Annotated in this window: 20 protein-coding genes and 2 pseudogenes; 20 read left to right on the top strand and 2 right to left on the bottom strand. The window is 61.4% G+C overall.

The features are described 5' to 3' along the window. The first annotated feature begins 212 nt into the window (after positions 1-212). From atpD to METAC_RS0109215, 9 genes are read left to right on the top strand one after another with little or no spacing between them, the layout of a single operon-like run. The gene (gene atpD, locus METAC_RS0109255; RefSeq protein ID WP_026606801.1) at positions 213-1,637 is read left to right on the top strand and encodes a F0F1 ATP synthase subunit beta; all 1,425 of its coding nucleotides are present in this window, start codon (positions 213-215) and stop codon (positions 1,635-1,637) included. Beyond that, positions 1,634-2,056 (top strand): F0F1 ATP synthase subunit epsilon, encoded by a 423-nt coding sequence (locus METAC_RS0109250; RefSeq protein WP_026606800.1) that lies wholly within the window; start codon positions 1,634-1,636, stop codon positions 2,054-2,056. Before atpD ends, METAC_RS0109250 begins: the two co-directional genes overlap by 4 nt. Beyond that, positions 2,053-2,346 (top strand): AtpZ/AtpI family protein, encoded by a 294-nt coding sequence (locus tag METAC_RS0109245; RefSeq protein WP_026606799.1) that lies wholly within the window; start codon positions 2,053-2,055, stop codon positions 2,344-2,346. Before METAC_RS0109250 ends, METAC_RS0109245 begins: the two co-directional genes overlap by 4 nt. Beyond that, on the top strand, positions 2,343-2,648 hold the full coding sequence (locus tag METAC_RS0109240) for an N-ATPase subunit AtpR (RefSeq protein WP_026606798.1): 306 nt from the start codon (positions 2,343-2,345) through the stop codon (positions 2,646-2,648). Before METAC_RS0109245 ends, METAC_RS0109240 begins: the two co-directional genes overlap by 4 nt. Then, complete coding sequence (locus METAC_RS0109235) at positions 2,645-3,343, top strand: F0F1 ATP synthase subunit A (RefSeq protein WP_026606797.1); 699 nt, start codon at positions 2,645-2,647, stop codon at positions 3,341-3,343. The genes METAC_RS0109240 and METAC_RS0109235 overlap by 4 nt, the downstream gene beginning before the upstream one ends. Then, the gene (locus tag METAC_RS0109230; RefSeq protein WP_026606796.1) at positions 3,340-3,585 is read left to right on the top strand and encodes a F0F1 ATP synthase subunit C; all 246 of its coding nucleotides are present in this window, start codon (positions 3,340-3,342) and stop codon (positions 3,583-3,585) included. Before METAC_RS0109235 ends, METAC_RS0109230 begins: the two co-directional genes overlap by 4 nt. 4 nt (positions 3,586-3,589) lie before the next feature. Next, positions 3,590-4,357, top strand: coding sequence for a F0F1 ATP synthase subunit B family protein (locus METAC_RS0109225; RefSeq protein WP_026606795.1), 768 nt, complete (start codon positions 3,590-3,592; stop codon positions 4,355-4,357). Next, positions 4,317-5,879, top strand: coding sequence for a F0F1 ATP synthase subunit alpha (locus tag METAC_RS0109220; RefSeq protein WP_026606794.1), 1,563 nt, complete (start codon positions 4,317-4,319; stop codon positions 5,877-5,879). The genes METAC_RS0109225 and METAC_RS0109220 overlap by 41 nt, the downstream gene beginning before the upstream one ends. After that, positions 5,876-6,727: a F0F1 ATP synthase subunit gamma gene (locus tag METAC_RS0109215; protein ID WP_026606793.1), complete on the top strand. Its 852-nt coding sequence runs from the start codon at positions 5,876-5,878 to the stop codon at positions 6,725-6,727. Before METAC_RS0109220 ends, METAC_RS0109215 begins: the two co-directional genes overlap by 4 nt. On the opposite strand, the pseudogene METAC_RS0109210 reads toward METAC_RS0109215, so the two are convergent. Beyond that, positions 6,716-6,985: pseudogene (locus METAC_RS0109210) on the bottom strand (IS21 family transposase); the annotation flags it as partial. The gene METAC_RS0109215 and the pseudogene METAC_RS0109210 overlap by 12 nt on opposite strands. Before the next feature lie 86 nt (positions 6,986-7,071). Between METAC_RS0109210 and METAC_RS0109205 the strand changes: the two are divergent. The 3 genes and pseudogenes from METAC_RS0109205 to istB all read left to right on the top strand — a co-directional run bounded on the left by METAC_RS0109205 (position 7,072) and on the right by istB (position 10,995). After that, positions 7,072-8,625 (top strand): ISL3 family transposase, encoded by a 1,554-nt coding sequence (locus METAC_RS0109205; protein ID WP_026606791.1) that lies wholly within the window; start codon positions 7,072-7,074, stop codon positions 8,623-8,625. Between the two features lie 168 nt (positions 8,626-8,793). Then, positions 8,794-10,266: pseudogene (gene istA / locus METAC_RS23040) on the top strand (IS21 family transposase). Between the two features lie 9 nt (positions 10,267-10,275). Continuing rightward, positions 10,276-10,995: an IS21-like element helper ATPase IstB gene (gene istB, locus METAC_RS0109195; protein WP_036255428.1), complete on the top strand. Its 720-nt coding sequence runs from the start codon at positions 10,276-10,278 to the stop codon at positions 10,993-10,995. 631 nt (positions 10,996-11,626) lie between these two features. Here the strand turns inward: istB and METAC_RS0109190 are convergent. Next, positions 11,627-12,490 (bottom strand): transglutaminase family protein, encoded by an 864-nt coding sequence (locus tag METAC_RS0109190; RefSeq protein ID WP_026606789.1) that lies wholly within the window; start codon positions 12,488-12,490, stop codon positions 11,627-11,629. 407 nt (positions 12,491-12,897) lie between these two features. Between METAC_RS0109190 and METAC_RS0109180 the strand changes: the two genes are divergently transcribed. The 8 genes from METAC_RS0109180 (at position 12,898) to METAC_RS0109145 (ending at position 19,079) form a co-directional block, all read left to right on the top strand. Next, complete coding sequence (locus METAC_RS0109180; RefSeq protein ID WP_026606788.1) at positions 12,898-13,110, top strand: cold-shock protein; 213 nt, start codon at positions 12,898-12,900, stop codon at positions 13,108-13,110. Between the two features lie 219 nt (positions 13,111-13,329). Then, positions 13,330-13,467, top strand: coding sequence for a hypothetical protein (locus METAC_RS26790; protein WP_198017195.1), 138 nt, complete (start codon positions 13,330-13,332; stop codon positions 13,465-13,467). A gap of 10 nt (positions 13,468-13,477) precedes the next feature. Beyond that, positions 13,478-13,738: a hypothetical protein gene (locus METAC_RS0109170; protein ID WP_026606787.1), complete on the top strand. Its 261-nt coding sequence runs from the start codon at positions 13,478-13,480 to the stop codon at positions 13,736-13,738. Positions 13,739-13,771: 33 nt separating this feature from the next. After that, positions 13,772-14,065 (top strand): hypothetical protein, encoded by a 294-nt coding sequence (locus tag METAC_RS0109165; RefSeq protein WP_026606786.1) that lies wholly within the window; start codon positions 13,772-13,774, stop codon positions 14,063-14,065. 80 nt (positions 14,066-14,145) lie between these two features. After that, positions 14,146-15,105, top strand: coding sequence for a class I mannose-6-phosphate isomerase (locus METAC_RS0109160; RefSeq protein WP_026606785.1), 960 nt, complete (start codon positions 14,146-14,148; stop codon positions 15,103-15,105). Further along, the gene (locus METAC_RS0109155; RefSeq protein WP_026606784.1) at positions 15,102-17,477 is read left to right on the top strand and encodes a glycosyltransferase family 4 protein; all 2,376 of its coding nucleotides are present in this window, start codon (positions 15,102-15,104) and stop codon (positions 17,475-17,477) included. Before METAC_RS0109160 ends, METAC_RS0109155 begins: the two co-directional genes overlap by 4 nt. After that, a complete protein-coding gene (locus METAC_RS0109150) occupies positions 17,425-18,726 on the top strand; it encodes a glycoside hydrolase family 130 protein (RefSeq protein ID WP_026606783.1) in 1,302 nt (433 codons plus the stop codon). Before METAC_RS0109155 ends, METAC_RS0109150 begins: the two co-directional genes overlap by 53 nt. Positions 18,727-18,821: 95 nt before the next feature. After that, entirely contained in the window at positions 18,822-19,079 is a 258-nt protein-coding gene (locus METAC_RS0109145; RefSeq protein WP_026606782.1) for a hypothetical protein, read from the top strand. Positions 19,080-19,177 lie beyond the last annotated feature (98 nt).

Genomic DNA, 19,177 nt, shown 5'->3' with positions numbered 1-19,177 from the left:
GCGCATGCCGAACCGTCGGACGTTGCAGGCGTCAACAAAGATTGAGCTGGATCAATATATCGTTTTAGGGGGCTGGTATAAAATACGAACCTAGTGGGTCAGGATAGCAGCGTCGTGAACGGACATCGCGAATATGCTATTTTTGGGTTTAGGGTATGATCCGCCTCGCTGGGATCGGATTCGCTACTCGAGAACATGATTTTGGACACGCGATGGATCCTATTGCGTCAGTGGGTTCAGTCGTTTCGGTCCGAGGCGCAGTCGTAGACGTGAACTTTGACGGGGGCGTATTGCCGCCGATCAATACAGCATTGGTCGTAGAATGGGACCGGCCAAAAGCGCTGATTCTTGAAGTGCATAGCCATGTTGATCCCGAGACCGTCCGCAGCATCGCCATGCAAATGACGGCGGGGCTTGCCCGCAACACGAAAGTTCGGGCGACAGGAGCGCCGATCGCGGTTCCGCTCGGAGATGCGATCCTGGGGCGCCTCCTTGATGTTGTCGGGACGCTGCGTGACCGTGGCCCCGCCCTGCCATCCGATATTCCTCGATGCGGCATCCACAATCCACCGCCGAAACTCGATGACGAGCCCTCGACCACCGCGGTGTTCGAGACCGGCGTCAAGGTGATCGATCTTCTTGCGCCGCTCGCCCAGGGCGGCAAGGCCGCCATGTTCGGCGGCGCGGGCGTCGGCAAGACAGTCCTCGTCATGGAACTGATCCACGCCATGGCCGAGAAATATAAAGGGATCTCGGTCTTCGCCGGCGTAGGAGAGCGCTCGCGCGAAGGCCACGAGCTCTTGACCGATATGCAAGGTTCAGGGGTGCTTGCGCATACGGTGCTTGTATATGGGCAGATGAACGAACCGCCGGGCGCGCGTTGGCGGGTCCCGCTAACCGCGCTCACTATCGCCGAATATTTTCGCGACCAGAAGCATCAGAACGTGCTGCTTCTGATGGACAATGTCTTCCGCTTCGTTCAGGCCGGCAGCGAGTTGTCGAGCCTGCTCGGACGTTTGCCGTCGCGCGTCGGCTATCAGCCGACGCTCGCGACCGAGGTCGCTTCGTTGCAGGAACGCATCGCATCGGTGGCCGGCGCGGCGGTGACCGCGATTCAAGCCGTCTATGTGCCAGCGGACGATTTCACCGATCCGGCGGTCACAGCGATCTCCAGCCATATAGACAGCATCATCATGTTGTCCCGCCGGCTGGCGGCCGAGGGATTTTACCCGGCGGTTGATCCCCTCGCCTCATCCTCCGTGTTGCTCGATCCGCTCGTGGTTGGGGAAGAGCATTATCGCCTTGCGGAACGCGCCCGCGAGGCGCTCGCCCGCTTCAAGGACCTCCAGGACATCATCGCCTTGCTCGGCGTCGAAGAGCTTGGCGCGGCCGACCGTCTAATCGTCAAAAGGGCTCGCCGGCTGCAGCGCTTTCTCAGTCAACCCTTCGTGGTGACGGAAGCTTTCACCGGGATGCCTGGGCGTAGCGTCAGCCGCGCCGATACGCTCGCCGGCTGCCGCGCCATACTCGATGGCGAGACTGACGACTGGGCCGAGAGTTCCCTCTACATGATCGGAACCCTGGAGGAGGCGCGACGAAAAGAGGCCAACGCCGTAAAGACCGGAGGCGATGGATGAGACTAAGCATAATCACGCCGTTGGCGGTCGTCGTCGACGTCGACGGCGTGGTGGCGCTGCGCGCGGAAGACAGCAGCGGCAGCTTCGGAATCCAGCCGCGGCACGCGGATTTCCTCACAAGCCTCGCGATCTCCGTCGTGAGCTGGGAGCGCGCTGACGGGGCGCGCCGTTATTGCGCCGTGCGTCGTGGCGTCTTCTCCGTTACTGGCGGGCGGGACATAGCGGTCGCAACGCGCGAGGCGGTGACAGGCGACGACCTCGCGACGCTCGACGACACCGTCCTTGCCCGCTTCCGCGCCGAAATCGAGACCGAGCGGATTGAACGCGTCGAGAGCACCTGTCTGCAACTCGCAGCCATTCGTCAGATCATGCTCCATCTACGGTCGGATGGGCGCCAAGGCAGCAGGATTTTCGCATGACCATGCCGGAGCCAGAGCCAAATGAGAAGGACCCCCTGGTGAAAAGCGTTCAACTGCGCAATGAACGCCACAAACGTTGGCTGCGTGAAGGCGATGATTCGGTCGCCCGGCGTCTGGCCCAGATCGGCGTGCTCGGCTGGATCATCGTCGCGCCAATATTGATCGGCGTCTTCGTCGGTCGTTGGCTCGACCAAATGTTCAACTCCGGACTCTTCTATACGGCGCCGCTCTTGATGCTCGGGGTTGCGCTCGGATGCTGGTCCGCCTGGAAATGGATACAGGGCGCATGAGCTTTCTTGCTTTCAATAGCCTTCCTGCGTGGGCGTGGGCCCTCGGCCTCTTGGCGCATCTCGGCGCCGGGGCTGGACTGGGCTTCGTTTATTTTCACGCTTTGATGTGGAACGCCCGGTTGTTTGCTTCGGGCGGTCGCGCGATGACGGCGATCGGCCTGATGATTGGCCGCATGGCGCTTCTGGGCGCGCTGCTTATAGCTGCGAGTCTGGAAGGCGCCCCGCCGCTGCTCATGACCGCGCTCGGCGTGCTCCTCGGCCGTTGGCTCGTCATGCGCGGCGCGATGGATGCGGCGTCATGAAGTCGCCACTCGGCGGCGTCGCGCTCTTTCATCTGGGTCCCGTTCCGATCTCCGCCGGCGTCGTGACGACATGGGCGATCATGGCGGCGCTGGTCATCGGCGGCATCCTCATCACCCGTCGGCTGTCGCTCGTCCCGTCAAGGGCGCAAGCGGGTTTCGAGCTGATCGTCGACACGCTGGACAGTCAGATCCGCGCGACGATGCAGATGGAGCCCGCGCCATATCGCGCCTTCATCGGGACATTGTTCGTCTTTATCTTTGTCGCCAACTGGTCGGCGCTCATACCGGGCGTTGAACCGCCGACGGCGCGTCTCGAGACCGACGCCGCGCTCGCGTTCCTCGTCTTCCTCGCCGTGATCTGGTTCGGTATACGGGCCGGCGGAATCGCCGGCTATCTCGCGACTTTCGCTTCGCCAAATCTGATCATGATCCCGCTCAACTTCGTCGAGAGCCTCACGCGCACGTTCTCATTGTTTGTGCGCTTGTTCGGGAATGTGATGAGCGGCGTCTTCGTGATCGGCATTGTCTTGTCGCTCGCGGGTCTTCTCGTGCCGATCCCGCTGATGGCGCTCGATCTCCTGACCGGTGCGGTGCAGGCCTATATTTTCGCTGTCCTGGCGATGGTCTTTATTGCCGGGGCGATCAGGGAAACCCAATCCGGACCAGACCCATCCAGCCGAGGGACTCCTTTATGAACTGGCTCGCCATCGTCAGCATCTTCTCGGCCGCAGTGGCGGTCTCCTTCGGGGCGATCGGCCCGGCGCTCGCCGAAGGGCGCGCGGTGGCCGCCGCCATGGACGCCATCGCGCGCCAACCGGAGGCGGCCAACACGATCTCGCGCACATTGTTCGTCGGTCTCGCCATGATAGAAACCATGGCGATCTATTGCCTTGTGATCGCGCTGCTCCTGTTGTTCGCCAACCCGCTGTTGAAATGACGCCATGATGATCGATTGGTGGACGCTCGGCATCCAGACCGTCAACGTCGTCATCCTGATTTGGCTGCTCGGGCATTTCTTCTGGCGTCCGGTCGCCGCCATGATCGAGCAGCGTCGCGCCGAGACGCAGCAGATTTTGACCGAGGCCGAGGCCAAGCGCGGTCAAGCCGCGGCGGCGCTCGCCGGGATCGAGCAAACGCGCGCCGGCTTCGCGCGGGAGCGCGAGGCGATCCTGGCCGCTGCGCGTCAGGCCGCGGAGGAGACGCGGACCGAGCGCCTTGACGAGGCCGCGAGGGAGGCCGCCTCCCTTGAAGCCGCCGCGAAGGTCGCCATCGAGAAACAGAAAGACGCGGCCGAAAAGGCCTGGGCCGAGCGGGCGAGCCGTCTGGCTGTCGAAATCGCGAAGCGCCTCGCCGCCCGCCTGGACGGGTCGGCCGTTCAGGCCGCTTTCCTGGAGTGGCTTCTCGAGGAGATTCAGGCCTTGCCTGATCCAGTGCGGCTGACCGTGGCGGCGAATGGCGTCGAACTCGAGGCGATCTGCGCGACGCCGATCGAGCCGGCCAATCAGGCGCGCTATCGGGAGCTGATCGGCAAGGCGTTTGGCGCTCGTCCCGAGATTACCTTCAAGGTCGATCCGACGCTCATCGCCGGGTTGGAGCTGCACGGCCCTCACCTTGTCGTCAGCAATAGCTGGCGCGCGGATCTCAGTAAAATCCTGGCGGAGCTGACGCATGACAAGCGGTCCTGGCGCGACGGCGGACGCGTGGCTTGAGCATGCAAAGGCAAAGCTCGGCGCCGCCGCGCTCGGTCCACAGGTCGAACAGATCGGCAGGGTCGAGGAAGTAGGCGACGGGATAGCGCTGGTTTCCGGGCTCCCCGATGCGCGGCTCGATGAACTCCTGATTTTTGATAAGGGTCAGTTCGGCTTCGCTCAGGCGCTTGAACGTGACCGGATCGGCTGCGTGCTGCTTGACGATGTGGACGCAATCGAGGCCGGCGGCTCTGTGCGCGGCACCGGCGACGTGGTGCGCGTTCCTGTGGGGCGGGCGCTGCTTGGCCGCGTCGTCGATCCGCTCGGCCGCCCGCTCGACGACAAGGGGCCGATCGACGCGGATACATGGGAACCGATCGAGCGCCCGGCGCCGGCCATCATCGACCGAGACCTCGTCACCCAGCCTGTTCAAACCGGGCTTCTCGCGATCGATACGCTCTTCGCGCTCGGCCGCGGCCAGCGCGAACTCATTATCGGCGACCGCGCTATCGGCAAGACGACGATCGCCGTGGATACGATCATCAATCAGAAGGCGAGCGACATCATCTGCGTCTATGTCGCGGTCGGCCAGAAGAGTTCGAGCGTCCGGCGCGCGATCGAAGCGATTCAGGCTGGCGCCGCATCGGAGCGCTGCATCGTCGTCGTGGCGGCGGCCGCGAGCTCGCCCGGCCTGCAATGGATCGCGCCATTTGCCGGATTCACCATGGCCGAATATTTCCGTGACGGCGGCCAGCATTCTCTCGTCGTCGTCGACGACATGACCAAACACGCGGCCACCCATCGCGAGATCGCCCTTCTCACGCGACAGTCGCCCGGTCGCGAGGCCTATCCCGGCGACGTGTTCTATGTGCATGCAAGGCTTTTGGAACGAGCCGCGAAACTTTCCAAAGAAAAGGGCGGCGGCTCCCTGACCGCGCTGCCGATCGCCGAGACCGACGCCGGCAATCTCAGCGCCTATATCCCGACCAACCTGATCTCCATCACCGATGGCCAGATCGTGCTCGACGCCAAGCTTTTTCATGAGGGGCAGAAGCCTTGCGTGGACGTTGGAACCAGCGTGAGCCGGGTCGGCGGCAAGACTCAGGCTCATGCGCTTCGGGAGGCGGCGGAGACCTTGCGCCTCGATTATGCGCAATTCCTCGAACTGGAGATGTTCACAAGGTTCGGCGGTTTGCCGGACATGCGGGTCCGCCAGGAGCTGACACGGGGCGCGCGGATCCGCGCGATCCTCAATCAACCGCAGCACGCCCCTCTGCGCCTCGCCGATGAAGTCGCGCTTGTTCTTGCGGTCCAATCAGGTCTGCTCGACAATCTTCCGTTAGCCGCGATCGTCGGATTCCGGGCGGGCCTGCATGATGCGCTCGACCGGGGCGCGGCGGATGCGGTTCGCCTGATCCAGGAAACCGGCGCGCTCGACGACGCGCGGAAGCAGATGCTGCGCGAGACGCTCAAGCATCATGTCGAGACCCTCACGCCAGGCCTGCCGCCCCGGACACGTCCCGAAACGATTGGCCGGCCATGACCGAACGTCTCACCGATGTCAATGCGCGCATCGATGGCATCCGCCAGCTTGGCGAAGTGGTCAATGCGATGCGCGGCATCGCCGCGGCGCGCGCGCGGCAGGCGCGCGGCCAGCTCGCCGCCGTCGATAGCTATGCGGCGACCGTCGCGGTCGCCATCGGGCGAGCCCTCGTCTCGGCGCCTGCCGCGCGCCTTGACGGCGTCGCCAAAACAAGTCGGCCGGCGCTCGTTCTATTTTGCGCCGAGCAAGGATTTGCCGGCGCCTTTAGCGAACGCGTGCTCAATGCCGCCGGTGCTGATCTCGCCACGTCCGAAGTGTTTTTGATCGGCACGAGAGGCGGCGCTGTCGCCGCCGAGCGCAATGTCGCGGTGTGTTGGAAGAATGCTATGCCGTCGCATTCGCAAGGCGTTCCGAAGCTTGCGGACAGGATCGGCGAAGCGCTTTACGCCCGCATCGCGGCAGGAGAGATCGACCAACTTGACGCCGTCTTCAGCCAATGGCTGCCGGGGCGCGGCAGCCATGTGGAACGCCGCCGTTTATTTCCCTTCGACATGCAAGCCTTTCCACACCCGACGAATGCCGATGCGCCCCTCCTGAACCTGGCCCCCATGACGCTGCTGAGCCAGCTTACCGGGGAATATATGCACGCGCAGCTTTGCAATGCCGCGCTCCACGCTTTCGCGGCGGAGAATGAAGCGCGCATGGAAGCGATGACCGCGGCGCGCAATCAAATCGAGCGCCAACTATCCTCATTGCTAGGAACGCAGCGGATTCTGCGGCAAGAAGAAATCACGGAGGAAATCATCGAACTTGCCGCTGGCGAGACGGCGAGCCATTCAGAAGATTAAGTGACGCCGCGCCTCCCGGGTCTTGCGCAGAGCGTCGTAGCGTTCAACGTTCGCCTGCGGCTCGGTGGTCAAGGTCAAAGCCTGCGGCGCCTTTATAGGAGGCGTGTCCATGGGCTTTCCGTCGACCAGCCTATGGAGCAGGTTCAGAATATGCGTCTTGGTTGGCGCGCCAGCCTCCAGCGCTAGTTCGACAGCCGTGAGCACGGCTTGCTCGTCGTGCTAGAGAACCAAGGCCAGAATTTCGACCATCTCGCGGTCTGCAAATTCGCGCGCAATAGTGGGTCTGACTCACATTTGATGCAGTTGAGGCGCCGATTGCGGTGATTCCGCTGGGGAATCACCACATGCTAACTTTTCGCGCCGGTTCCTTCCTTCCCAATGGCTTTGTCGTGCAGGACATTCTCTGCGAACCGGGCCAGACCACCGTTGTCGTGAAGCACGAGAGCGTCGGCAGCATCTGTCCGTCTTGCAATAAGCCGTCCCGGCGCGTTCACAGCCGCTATCGGCGGTCGGCGATGGATCTGCCGCTCTGCGGTCGCCGCATGCGGCTGACAATCATAGCGCGGCGGTTCCGGTGCGCCACGGCGCTCTGTGGACGGCAGATATTTGCAGAGCGGTTTCCGGACGATGTGCTGGCTCCAGGAGCGCGGCGCACTGGACGGCTCGATTGCCTTGTCCATCATCTGGGACTGGCGCTCGGCGGCCGACCAGCGGCCAGTTTCGCCAAGCGTCTCGTCATGCCGGTCAGCAACGACACGCTGCTGCGGGTAGTCCGGCGCCGCGCGCGTGTTCCCGTGGAGCCGTTGAGCGTCATCGGCATCGACGATTGGGCGTGGCGGCGGAATCATCGCTACGGAACCATCGTGTGCGATCTTGAGAGGCGCCGTCCGGTTATCCTCCTGCCGGATCGCGAGCAGGCGACGGCCGAAGCCTGGCTTGCCGACCACTCCGGGATCGCCATCGTGGCGCGTGATCGCGGCGGCGGGTATGGCGAAGCTGTCGCCAAGGCGTTGCCCAACGCCATTCAGGTCGCCGACCGTTGGCATCTGATGTCCAACGCCAGTCAGGGCTTCCTCGCAGCCGTTCGCAAATCTATGCGCGAGATCCGCAGCGTCATTGGCGCGACCACGATCAATCCCGAGCTCCTGACCTGCGCCGAGCGGATCCAGTACGAAGGTTATCTACGTCGCGAGGAGACCAACGCAGCCATTCTGGCGCTCTCGGCAAGCGGCATGCCGCTCAAGAAGATCGCCCGTCAGACGGGCTATCATCGGCAGACGATCCGCCGCGTCGTCCGCGGCGAACGGTCGGACGTATTCAGGCCACGCCAGAGCTCGCTCGATCCGTACTTGCCGTGGCTGGACGCTCAGTGGACGACCGGCAAACACAACGCCTCGGATCTGTGGCGGCGACTTCGATCAGAAGGATATCGCGGCTCGGCGCGCATCGTCTGCGAATGGGCGACACGCCGGCGCAGGTCGGAGAAAGCCAACATCGAAAGTCTGCAGCGCTTGCCGTCAGCGCGAACGATCGCGCGACTGATGACTTCTGGCCGCGATGCGTTGTCGAAGGCGGAAACAGTCGTCATTGCCGCAATCGAAAGCGGTGTGCCCGCGCTCGTCCAGGCACGCGAGATTATTGACGCCTTTCACAGGATGCTTCGACAAAACGGGACTGCAGTTCTCACACCCTGGATCGAACGAGCGCGAGACAGCCTTGTCGCTTCATTCGCCAACGGCATCGCGCGCGACGAGCTAGCTGTCCGCGCCGCCATCTCGTCAACCTGGTCAAACGGCCAGACCGAAGGCCAGGTCACTAAACTCAAGCTCGTTAAGCGACAGATGTATGGACGCGCAAAGATCGATCTTCTCCAGGCGCGCCTGATCGGCGCAGATTGAAACAGCCATCATCAAATTTGCGTCAGACCCCAATAGTGACCCCCTGAGGGGCGGTTTTCGGGTCCAATAGTGACCCCTCGAAGGCTGCATGTCAGCCTCCCTTCCTTTGCGCTGGTGTCGGCTGGGAAGGGTGTTTGGGGGATGATTGGCGTGGACATTATCGGTTAGATCCGGCGGGCCTATTTCGAGCAGCACCGGCCGATCGAGGAGATCGTACGGACGCTGTCGGTGTCGCGCGCGACGGTGCGCAAGGTGATCCGGGCCAGGCGAGGGAGTTCAAGTACGAGCGTGGCGTTCAGCCGGCGCCCAAGCTCGGCGAGTGGGTCGAGGTCCTGACCAAGATCCTGGAGAAGGACGCCAAGCTGCCGCGGCGGGAACGCCGTTCGACCCAGCGTCTGTTCGAGGAGCTGCGTGGGTGCGGCTATGACGGCGCGCACGACAGCGTGCATCGGTTCGTGAGGGCCTGGCGGGATGAACGGGCGCGGGTTCCGGCCCAGGCGTTTGTGCCGATGAGCTTTGCTCCCGGGGAAGCTTACCAGTTCGACTGGAGCCACGAGACGATCACGCTCCAAGGGCTGCCGCTGACGATCAAGGCGGCGCATATGAAGCTGTCGCACAGCCGCATGCCGTTCGTACGCGCCTACTTCCGAGAGACCCAGGAGTTGGTCTTTGACGCCCATGACAAGGCGTTCCTGTTCTATGGTGGAGTCTGCCGGCGCGGCATTTACGATAATATGAAGACGGCGGTGGAGGCGATCTTCGTCGGCGAGGCGCGCCAGTACAATCGCCGCTTTCAGCAGATGTGCTCGCACCACTTGGTCGAACCGGTGGCGTGCACGCCGGCGTCCGGCTGGGAGAAGGGGCAGGTCGAGAATCAGGTCGGCAATCTGCGTGACCAGCTGTTCCGTCCCAAGCCGCGCGTGAAGAGCCTCGCCGAATTGAATGCGTGGCTGGAAGATCAGAGCATCGGCTACGCCAAGCGCACCAAACACCCCGAGTTCAAGGATCGGACCATCTGGGAAGTGTTCCAGGACGAACGGGCGAGCCTGATGGAGCTGCGCGGCCCCATTCGACGGCTTCGTCGAGCAGGCGGTCCGGGCCAGCACCACCTGCCTGATCATGGCCGATCACAACCGCTATAGCGTGGACCCGCGCGCCGCCGGCCGGATGGTGCTGGTGCGCTCCCATGCCGAGCGCATCGTAGTCCTCTTCAACGACGAGATCGTCGCCGACCATCCGCGCCAGTTCCGGCGCGATCAGATCATCTACGATCCCTGGCATTATCTGCCGGTTCTGGTGAAGAAGCCCGGCGCGTTGCGCAACGGCGCTCCCTTCAAGGACTGGGACCTGCCGCTGGCCTTGGCCCAGGTTCGCGCCAAGCTGAAGAGCCACGCCGATGGCGATCGTCAGTTCGTCAAGGTGCTGGGCGCGGTGGTTGACCATGGCTTGGCTGCGGTCGAGGCGGCCTGCGCCGAAGCGCTGGGGGCCGGCATCGCCAGCGGCGACGTGATTCTGACCGTGCTGGCGCGCCAGCGACAGCCAGCGGCGCCGCCCAGCATCACCACGCCCGATGCGCTCCGCCTGAAGATCGAACCCACGGCCGATTGCAGCCGCTACGACAGCATAAGGAAGGTGGCCTGATGGAACGCCATGAAGATCCTCGAGGCGATGGGCGAGCTCAAGCTCTACGGCATGCGCGCCAGCTTCGACGAGATCGCCGGCAAGGGGCTCGCCAGGCGTGACGAGATCTATCCCCTCATCGCCGCCCTGATCCGGGCCGAGCGCACTCACCGTCAGGCGCGATCGATCAGCTATCGCATCAGCGGCGCCAAGTTCCCGGTGTTGAAGGATCTCGACAGCTTCGTCTTCGGCGATACGCCGGTCGATGAGGGCCGGGTTCGCGAACTCGCCACTGGCGCCTTCCTGGACGCCAAGCGCAACGGCATCTTCATCGGCGGAACTGGAACCGGCAAAACCCATCTGTGCATCGCCATCGCCGCCGCCGTCATCCGTAGCCGTGCTCGGGGGCGGTTCTTCAACCTCGTCGATCTCGTCAACCAGCTCGAACAAGAGAAGGCTGCGGGCAAGAGCGGCGGCCCGGCCGAGAAACTGCTCCGCCACGATCTCATCGTCATCGATGAACTCGGCTATCTCCCGTTCAGCCAATCCGGCGGGCAGTTGCTGTTCCATCTCATCAGCAAACTCTACGAGAACACCTCGCTGCTAATCACCAGCAACCTCGCCTTCGCCGATTGGCCCCAGGTGTTCGGCGACGTCAAAATGACCACCGCCATGCTCGATCGCCTGACGCACCACTGCGACATCATCGAGACCGGCGCCACCAGCTGGCGCTTCAAAAACCGAACCTGACCAAGCCCTCATCCGCGCCGTCGCCCGGGACCTTCTCCTCGTGGGTGCGCAGGGACCTCCCACGCCCTCCGCTCCGCGCAACGCCGAGGGCGCTGCGCTACGGGCGCGGGTCCCTCCTATGCACTACGTGGAGAAGCAAATTCCTTTACCCAAGAGAGGGCGAAATTGGACGCAAAAACGGGGTCGCAGTTGGAAGCGAATTGACACCTCATGCTCAAACGCCTGACCAAGCGAAGCCCTTGCTCATGAATTCATTCTTCTTGGATCGGCTCTAAGACAACGTCATGTCTAGCGAAAACGATGGCAAATCCAGTCGGGGGGATTGGCGGTAGCGGACCTCCGCTACCACCATTGCAGCTCTTGGCGGCTCGCCCGGTTGACGGCTCGGGAAATTGAGGAGTTTAGCGAGCGCGCTGCGGATCTGCAATTCGACCTGAGCGCGTCCTTCCAACGGGATGACGTAAATGGTGGCGGCTCTTCGCACTGCGTCTCGTCCGGATGTCTCCGCGGCAAATGATGACCTGGGTCGAATCGATCATGCAACCCGCCCTTGCCGTCGATTGGCCGTCGCATTGATTGCTCCAGATCACCAATTCCTTCCCGAGCACGCGTTCAGATGCTGTGCGCCGGTCTATGATGTGACGAGAACTTCCACCGACATATCCAGAAAGGCGTCGGTCATCCCTACGAAACTGCCGGCTACCGGCATCGCGAGCCGGATGTCGCGCGCGACTGCGACAGGGATCAGATTGAAGCCGCCGACGCTGCGGTTTGTCGGATCGAAAGTGATCCAGCCCGCGCCCGGCACATAGACTTCGGCCCAGGCATGGGTCGACCCTGCGTCCCCGGACCCCACAGCTTTCCGATCCGGATTGTAAAGATAGCCTGAGACGATCCTCGCCCCGAAACCGAGACTGCGCGCCGCCTCAACGAAGACGACCGCGAAATCCCGGCAGGATCCCCAGCCGCGATCGAGCGTCTGGATTGGCGACTGGACGCCTTCGTCCTCCCGGCTCTGATAGCGGATCCAAGCTGAAACGCCGGCGCTCAGGTCCTTGAGCAAAGCAAGCGTATCCGTCGGATTGCCGCCGACGAAAGCCTGCGCCCAGCCCTGCAGCCGCCGTGCCGGGTCTGGGTATTGTTGGACCGTCAGGGCGCCGAGATCGGTCCATTCATCGTCTGAATATTGAAACGGGTAGAAAATGGCGGTGGCGGCGACGTCGAAAATAGGCCAGGCGCTAGCGTTGAGCTGGAGTTCCGCGACGCTATTGATCACGAGAGAGCTGGCCGTGGTCTGAAATCTGGCGGTCGCGACGGAATTGCCGAAAACGTCATGCGCCCAGGTCACCGCCGCGGCTGGCGTTATTGTCACATCGCTCGAAATCAGCCGAAGATCGCGGCTCTCGCGCGGGCGAAGCATCAAACGGTGGGGCCCGAGGCTCACCGGCTTATGGTAGCGATAGCTTGTCCTGTGATGGATCCTGAGCGTGATCAACAGAACCTCTATCGTTAGCGGCGGCCTGCGCCGGAGGTCGGCGATCAGGCCTCCGTGCCGCGCGACCCGCACATACCGCATCGCCGACGACAATTCATGCTGAGATATGTCCAGGCCAAGTTTTATCAGGAGGCGCAGGACAACGAAATTAGAAAAAACGTCGACAATACATCCTATTTCTTCGTATATTTCCGCCGCTGAAATTCTCCGTTTCAAGTAAATTTATAAATTGTCCTTGTAATTTTATCGGCGCAGGACGATATTAAAAAGGTCGATAGACGGTCAAATGACTTGGCGTTGCGCTGAAATATCTGGCGCAAACCTGACCATATCCTTGCCTGAAAATGCGATTTCGACGGCTGGCGGCTTCGCTGGCAAGCAAAATCTATGTCTATGAAAGGGGTTCCATGACTACCGGAACCGTAAAATGGTTTAACGCCCAAAAGGGCTTTGGCTTCATTGCGCCGGACAACGGCGGCAACGATGCTTTCGTTCATATCAGCGCCGTGGAGCGCTCGGGGCTAGGCGACTTGCGTGAGGGGCAGAAGTTGGACTTCGAGCTCGTCGCTGATCGGAAAAGCGGCAAGATGTCCGCTGAAAACCTCAAGAATCTGGGTTGAGTGCGGTTGCGCGGCTCGGGATCTCCTGAGCCTGTCGACGCTCTGCGTCGCCTGATTCAAGTCGACCACGGATGTACTGGCGACTTAGAGTCTGTCGACGCGGCCGCATGAAGCCCGGCGAGGCGCGTCGCGCCTCATGGCCCCGCATCTCATGAAGATTCGCGGGGCCTTTATTTTTTGTCGACCGTACTGACGGATCAATCGTGCAGGAGACCGGCCATGGCTAAAGCACAAAGACGCGGCAATAAAGAAGTCCGAAAACCAAAAGCGATCAAGCCGACTGCCGCTGCGGCAACATCGTCGCTGTTGACCAAAGGCGCGCTGGCCCCAGTCAGCATCGCGAAAAAGAAGAGCTGAGGCGCTGATCATGTCTGTCCGAACCACCGAAACGACGGTCACCTTCAAGCGTCCATTCACATTGCCTTCCGTCGATGGTCCGCAACCAGCAGGAACCTATCGGCTCGTCTTGGACGAAGAGGAGATCCTCGGCATTTCTTTCCTCGCGTTCCGCCGTATGGCGACGATGCTGCATACCCCAGCCATCTCGGTCTCCGGCGGTCCCGACCAGGTCTTCGCGCTTACGTCTACCGAACTCGCAACCGCCCTTGAGGCGGATGCGCAGGCTTAGCTCGACCTTGTCTGAGCTCAAAGGAAATCAACCATGCGTTATCTCGGAGGACTCACAGGGCGCGGCGTGCTGAAGCACAACGGTGACGAAATTGCGCGCGTCTCCTATGACTTTGACAGCTTCTTCAAAAAGTCGGCAGGCGTAACAAGCTGCGGCGAGCTCCAGGCGTCCGCAGCGGCCCTCAAGGACGTGTTCGGGCGCAAAAACATTCAACTTCTCACTGACGACGGCCGTCTCCTCGACCTCCGCTTTTCCGAAAAGACGCTGCCTCCTTCGAGCAACGTCGCCCATGTCGACGTCATAGGAGATTTGCCCACCGCTCAATGACAGCGGGGCGATTGACGCCCTCCGGCGCGCCTCCGGGTTAGGGGCGATCCCGTGCGAGCGGCGCGAACAAGGAGAAAGTTTTGGCGATCGAACATGCCTGCACGCGGGCCGTGAGCAAACCCTGGGGCGGCGTCGACCTTCGGCCCTGGAGCAAAATGCGCGACAGCGGAGACTCGATCGGCGAACTTTGGTTTCAGCGTCCCGACGCCAAGGCTCCAGCTCCTGCCTTGCTCCTCAAATTGCTGTTCACGACGGAGCCGCTGTCCATCCAAGTCCATCCAGATGACGCTTTCGCGCAATCGATCGGCTTGGAACATGGCAAGACCGAGGCCTGGTATGTCCTTGCCGCAACGCCCGACGCCAAAATCGCCATTGGGCTGAAGCGGCGGATGACGACTGCGGAGTTGCGGACTTCGATTGAGAACGGATCGATTTCAAACTTGGTTCAGTGGCGCAGTGTCCACAAGGACGAGGTCATTTTCATCCCAGCCGGCCTGATCCACGCCATTGGCCCCGGGCTCGTGATTGCGGAAATTCAGCAGAGAAGCGAGGCGACGTTCCGCCTCTTCGATCATGGGCGACAGCGGGAGCTTCATGTCGACGAGGCCGTAGCTGCGGCAAATGCGGGGCCGGCCGATTCCCAACCGGATCAGAGACGCCTGACCGATGTCAGAACCCTGCTCGTCGCCAGCCCGTATTTCGTTTTGGAGCGCATCGACCTCGCGCCGAGATCTAACTGGGAGCTCGACGCCGAGCGCGAGACCTGGGTCCTTGTCCTCAAGGGCTGCGCCAAGATTGGGCTGACCACTGCGTCCGTCGGCGAAGCCTTCTTTCTCGAGGAGGACCGCGCCATCATTGAGGTCGGAGCCGAAGGCGTGACATGTCTGCTCGCCTATTTAGCCACGGAACCTAGTCCAAGCCTGCTGCTTAACGTCGACAGGTTAAGCGCCGGCGTTGCGAGCCGCAACCATTCGGCGCTCTCTTCATTTCATCCGGCGACAACAGGTTCGCGCGCCCATTCTACGGAGGCCCGACATTGACTCAGCTCAACCGTCTAGCATTCATTGGGAATTCGCTTCCGCGCCGTTGCGGAATCGCCACCTTCACGACCAATTTGCAGCAGGCGATCTCGACGTCTGGCGCGGACGTGGAAACCGCAATCGTGGCGATGACCGACCATGGCCACGCCTATGACTATCCGTCCGCCGTTCGCCTTCAGGTCAATGACGACAGATTAATGGATTACGCGCATGCCGCCGACGTTCTGAACGCAGGCCAGTTCGACATCGTTTCCCTCCAACACGAATTCGGCATTTTCGGCGGCGAAGCAGGCGCCCATATCATGGCGTTGCTCTCGCGACTGAATATGCCGATCGTCACGACGCTTCATACGGTTCTTTCGGAACCTACGCCGACGCAACGCAGCGTCTTGGATCGGATCATCGACGCGTCGTCGAAGGTCGTCGTCATGGCGGAGAAAGGGCGGCAGTTGCTGCGAACCGTCTACCGGACGCCGGCGGACAAGATCGAGGTCATCGCACATGGGATTCCCGATTTCCCGTTTGTCGAGCCAGACAAAGCAAAAGCCAAGTTTGGCTTTAGCGGACGAGCTGTCATCTTGACGTTCGGTCTTCTCTCTCCCAACAAGGGCGTTGAAGTCATGATCGACGCGATGCCCTCCATCCTGAAAAGACGCGCCGACGTTGTTTATGTCGTGCTCGGCGCCACACATCCAAACCTCGTTCGGACTCAGGGCGAAGCCTATCGGGAAAGCCTAGTGGAGCGCGCGAAGGGCCTCGGAGTCGAAGAGCATGTCGTTTTCCTCGATCAATTTGTCGACCAAGCGACCCTGCTCGACTTCATTTCAATGTGCGATGTCTATGTCACGCCCTATCTCAACGAATCGCAGATGACGTCAGGCACTTTGGCCTATAGTTTCGGGCTGGGAAAAGCGGTTGTCTCGACGCCCTATTGGCATGCGCGGGAGTTGCTGACGGACGGGCGCGGTATTTTGGTTCCATTTGGCGACGCCACAGCTATTGGCCGCGAGATCGCGGATTTGCTAACAGACGATGCGCGGCGGCAAGCCATGCGCGAACGCGCCTATGCAAGTAGCCGATCGATGACCTGGGAGCGAACCGCCGAGCGTTACCTGAGCGCTTTCGAAAGCGCTCAGCAGGGACATCAGCTCCGAGTGATCGCCAGGCTCGCGCTGATCGCGCCATTAAGCCCAGTCAAGGCTCCCCCGGAGATGCAGATCGGTTATTTTCTGTCCATGTGCGACGACACGGGGCTTTTCCAACACGCGGTCCATTCGGTGCCGGATCGTTTGCATGGTTATTGCGTCGACGATAATGCGCGTGCGCTGCTTTTGGCTTGCGCGCTCAACAATCCGGGCGAGCAGCGCCTGCCGGAAACATTGACGGCCCGGCTGGCCGGCTTTATCCAGCATGCGTGGAATCCCGACGCCAAGCGGTTTCGCAATTTCATGAGCTTCGATCGAAGATGGCTCGAAGACAAGGGCTCCGAAGATAGCCATGGGCGCACCCTCTGGGCCTTGGGCGAATGCGCGCGGAAGGACGTCAGCCCGTCTCGCCGAAGGTGGGCGATGTGCCTTTTCGCTGAAGCGCTGCCGACTGTCGAGAGCTTTCTCTCGCCGCGCGCATGGGCGTTCACGCTGCTCGGGCTCGACGCCTATTGCGCCGTGGCGGCGACGGACTCCTTTGCCAAGCGCATCCGATATCTTCTTGCCGACAGGCTGATTTCCTTGCTGTCGGAGTTCGAGACGAAGGATTGGACCTGGTTCGAGGAAGTGCTCGCCTATGACAACGCGCGTTTGCCCCAAGCCCTGATCCTCACGGGACTCTCCACCAAGAGACCCGCCTACGTCCAGGCAGGGTTGAGATCCTTGCGGTGGCTCATGACGCTGCAAACGACGTCGGCTGGCGTTTTCAGACCAGTCGGCACGGAGAGCTTTGGCGATAAGCGAAAGCTCCCGCAGCCATTTGATCAGCAGCCCTTGGAAGCCGCGGCGACGATCTCGGCCTGCCTCACCGCGGCGCGAGCGGAGGACGATGGCAAGTGGCGCGCGGACGCGGCGCGAGCTTTCGCCTGGTTTTTCGGCGCCAATGATCTGTCTTTGCCGTTGGTCGATGTTGAGTCCGGAAGCTGTCGCGACGGTTTGCACAGCGACCGCGCGAATGAGAATAGAGGCGGCGAATCCGTCGTGTCCTACCTTCTTGGGCTCGCGGAGATCCGCCAGCTTGCTCTCTTGAGCAAGGGTCAAGCTAAATTTGCGCCGCATCGGGCTTTACGGCTTGAAGTCGCTGAGATGCAACCCCTAACAAGTCGAGGGCCCTTTGTCACAAATCACCTTCCTGAATCGGCAGCAGGGTCTGTTTCTGCGACCTGATCCGGCAAGGGTGGTCGTGCGCCCTTTCAAGCCAGCGACTGAGCCTCGCGACCTCAACCCCACAGACAAGACCCGCGCAAACCATATCGTCGACCGGGTCCTGGCGTTGGATCTCGAGACGGCGGCCTGCCAATTGGCCGACGTCCTCGAAAATTTCGATGGTCGCCACCGCAATCTGCTGGAGAGTTTCGAGGCGCGCGCCGATGAAATGGAATGCGCCTTTGCAGCTCATAAGACCTTCAGCAAGATACAGCGCCAACTGGTAGGAGCCTATTTTCTGCACGAATACTCCTTCGAAGCGTCGGCGCTGTTCAATCCGAGCATTGTCCCCCATCCAGATCAGTCAGACGCCCCGGAAGGCGGGCGGCGCTTTATCCTCAGTCTGCGCGCCGTCGGGGAAGGGCATATTTCGTCCCTGACATTTCGATCAGGATCCATCGCAGGCGATGGTCGCGTGACCATTGATCCAACAGCGCGTCTTGCTTCAATTCCCAGAGTGCTCAATCGAACATCGGGGCCAAACGGGGACGTTGTCGACGTTGTCTTCAAGCCGGAGGAGCACATTAGCGAGCGGGTGATCTTTCCCGTCAGCGCATCGCAATCAAACGGAATCGAGGATGCTCGCTTCGTGGAATTCACCGATGGCGGACAAAGGACCTTCTACGCGACCTACACCGCCTACAGCGGTAAAGCGATCAGATCCGAATTGATCGAGACTGTCGACTTCGTATCCTTTAGGATGTCGCCGCTCGAGGGTGCCGCCGCCCGGAACAAGGGCATGGCGTTGTTCCCTCGGAAGATCAATGGAAGATACGCGATGATCGGCCGGAACGACAATGAAAATCTCTATCTGATCTATTCCGACGACTTATACGCTTGGAACGCCGGCCAAGTGATCTTGAAACCGCAATTCCCCTGGGAGTTTGTGCAGATCGGCAATTGCGGATCGCCCATCGAGCTCGACAATGGCTGGTTGCTTCTGACCCATGGCGTAGGCGCCGTTCGAAAATATTCGATTGGCGCGGCGCTCCTCGACAAGGCGGATCCCTCGAAGGTTCTTGCGCGATCGCGCGAGCCTTTGGTTCGTCCGGACATGTCCGAGCGCGAAGGCTACGTCCCCAACGTCGTCTACACCTGCGGCGCGATGCGGCACAACGATCAGATCATCTTGCCATATGCGGTTTCGGACACCTTCTCCAATTTTGCGACAATCAAGATCGACGCGCTGATGCAGGCGATGGATGGCTGAAAGGCTCGCGCCATAAATTCGGCTCTTCGAGCGTTTGGGAAGCGCCGCCTGCGAGCGGCGTCACCGAGGCGCTTTGGCTTCGACGGAGATCAAAAATGGCGACGGAACCCCGCAAATATGACGCCCTCAAAGTCGGCCAGCGGATTCATTTTACCGGATATCCAGGCGACGCAGCAAATCCGAGCGGCGACGGCGAGATCGTCGCAGTCCACGAGGCGGGACCTAAATCAATGGCGAATTATGACATTCGTCTAGATGACGGACGGGAAAAGACAAAAATCATTCACATGGCTTTCAAACCCAGTGCGAATCGCTGCTTTATTATTGCCGAAGAGCACGAGGCAGCCGCTTGATCCTCAGGCGCGCCGGACCGATCTGGCGCGCCGCCCTCGGGCTGCACACCTTTGGATCACCTGCCATTTTTTAAATTGGGCACTAAGATTCTGGAGTT

Origin of the sequence: Methylocapsa acidiphila B2 (genome assembly GCF_000427445.1) — a bacterium.
GTDB classification, from domain to species: domain Bacteria; phylum Pseudomonadota; class Alphaproteobacteria; order Rhizobiales; family Beijerinckiaceae; genus Methylocapsa; species Methylocapsa acidiphila.
The sequence above is the reverse complement of the archived record's forward strand: the minus strand, read 5'-3'. Positions and strand labels throughout refer to the sequence as shown.

Bases quoted from the DNA above. Each gene is read 5' to 3' on its own strand.
- atpD (WP_026606801.1), top strand. From the start codon at position 213: ATGGATCCTATTGCGTCAGTGGGTTCAGTCGTTTCGGTCCGAGGCGCA.
- METAC_RS0109250 (WP_026606800.1), top strand. From the start codon at position 1,634: ATGAGACTAAGCATAATCACGCCGTTGGCGGTCGTCGTCGACGTCGAC.
- METAC_RS0109245 (WP_026606799.1), top strand. From the start codon at position 2,053: ATGACCATGCCGGAGCCAGAGCCAAATGAGAAGGACCCCCTGGTGAAA.
- METAC_RS0109240 (WP_026606798.1), top strand. From the start codon at position 2,343: ATGAGCTTTCTTGCTTTCAATAGCCTTCCTGCGTGGGCGTGGGCCCTC.
- METAC_RS0109235 (WP_026606797.1), top strand. From the start codon at position 2,645: ATGAAGTCGCCACTCGGCGGCGTCGCGCTCTTTCATCTGGGTCCCGTT.
- METAC_RS0109230 (WP_026606796.1), top strand. From the start codon at position 3,340: ATGAACTGGCTCGCCATCGTCAGCATCTTCTCGGCCGCAGTGGCGGTC.
- METAC_RS0109225 (WP_026606795.1), top strand. From the start codon at position 3,590: ATGATGATCGATTGGTGGACGCTCGGCATCCAGACCGTCAACGTCGTC.
- METAC_RS0109220 (WP_026606794.1), top strand. From the start codon at position 4,317: ATGACAAGCGGTCCTGGCGCGACGGCGGACGCGTGGCTTGAGCATGCA.
- METAC_RS0109215 (WP_026606793.1), top strand. From the start codon at position 5,876: ATGACCGAACGTCTCACCGATGTCAATGCGCGCATCGATGGCATCCGC.
- METAC_RS0109205 (WP_026606791.1), top strand. From the start codon at position 7,072: ATGCTAACTTTTCGCGCCGGTTCCTTCCTTCCCAATGGCTTTGTCGTG.
- istB (WP_036255428.1), top strand. From the start codon at position 10,276: ATGAAGATCCTCGAGGCGATGGGCGAGCTCAAGCTCTACGGCATGCGC.
- METAC_RS0109180 (WP_026606788.1), top strand. From the start codon at position 12,898: ATGACTACCGGAACCGTAAAATGGTTTAACGCCCAAAAGGGCTTTGGC.
- METAC_RS26790 (WP_198017195.1), top strand. From the start codon at position 13,330: ATGGCTAAAGCACAAAGACGCGGCAATAAAGAAGTCCGAAAACCAAAA.
- METAC_RS0109170 (WP_026606787.1), top strand. From the start codon at position 13,478: ATGTCTGTCCGAACCACCGAAACGACGGTCACCTTCAAGCGTCCATTC.
- METAC_RS0109165 (WP_026606786.1), top strand. From the start codon at position 13,772: ATGCGTTATCTCGGAGGACTCACAGGGCGCGGCGTGCTGAAGCACAAC.
- METAC_RS0109145 (WP_026606782.1), top strand. From the start codon at position 18,822: ATGGCGACGGAACCCCGCAAATATGACGCCCTCAAAGTCGGCCAGCGG.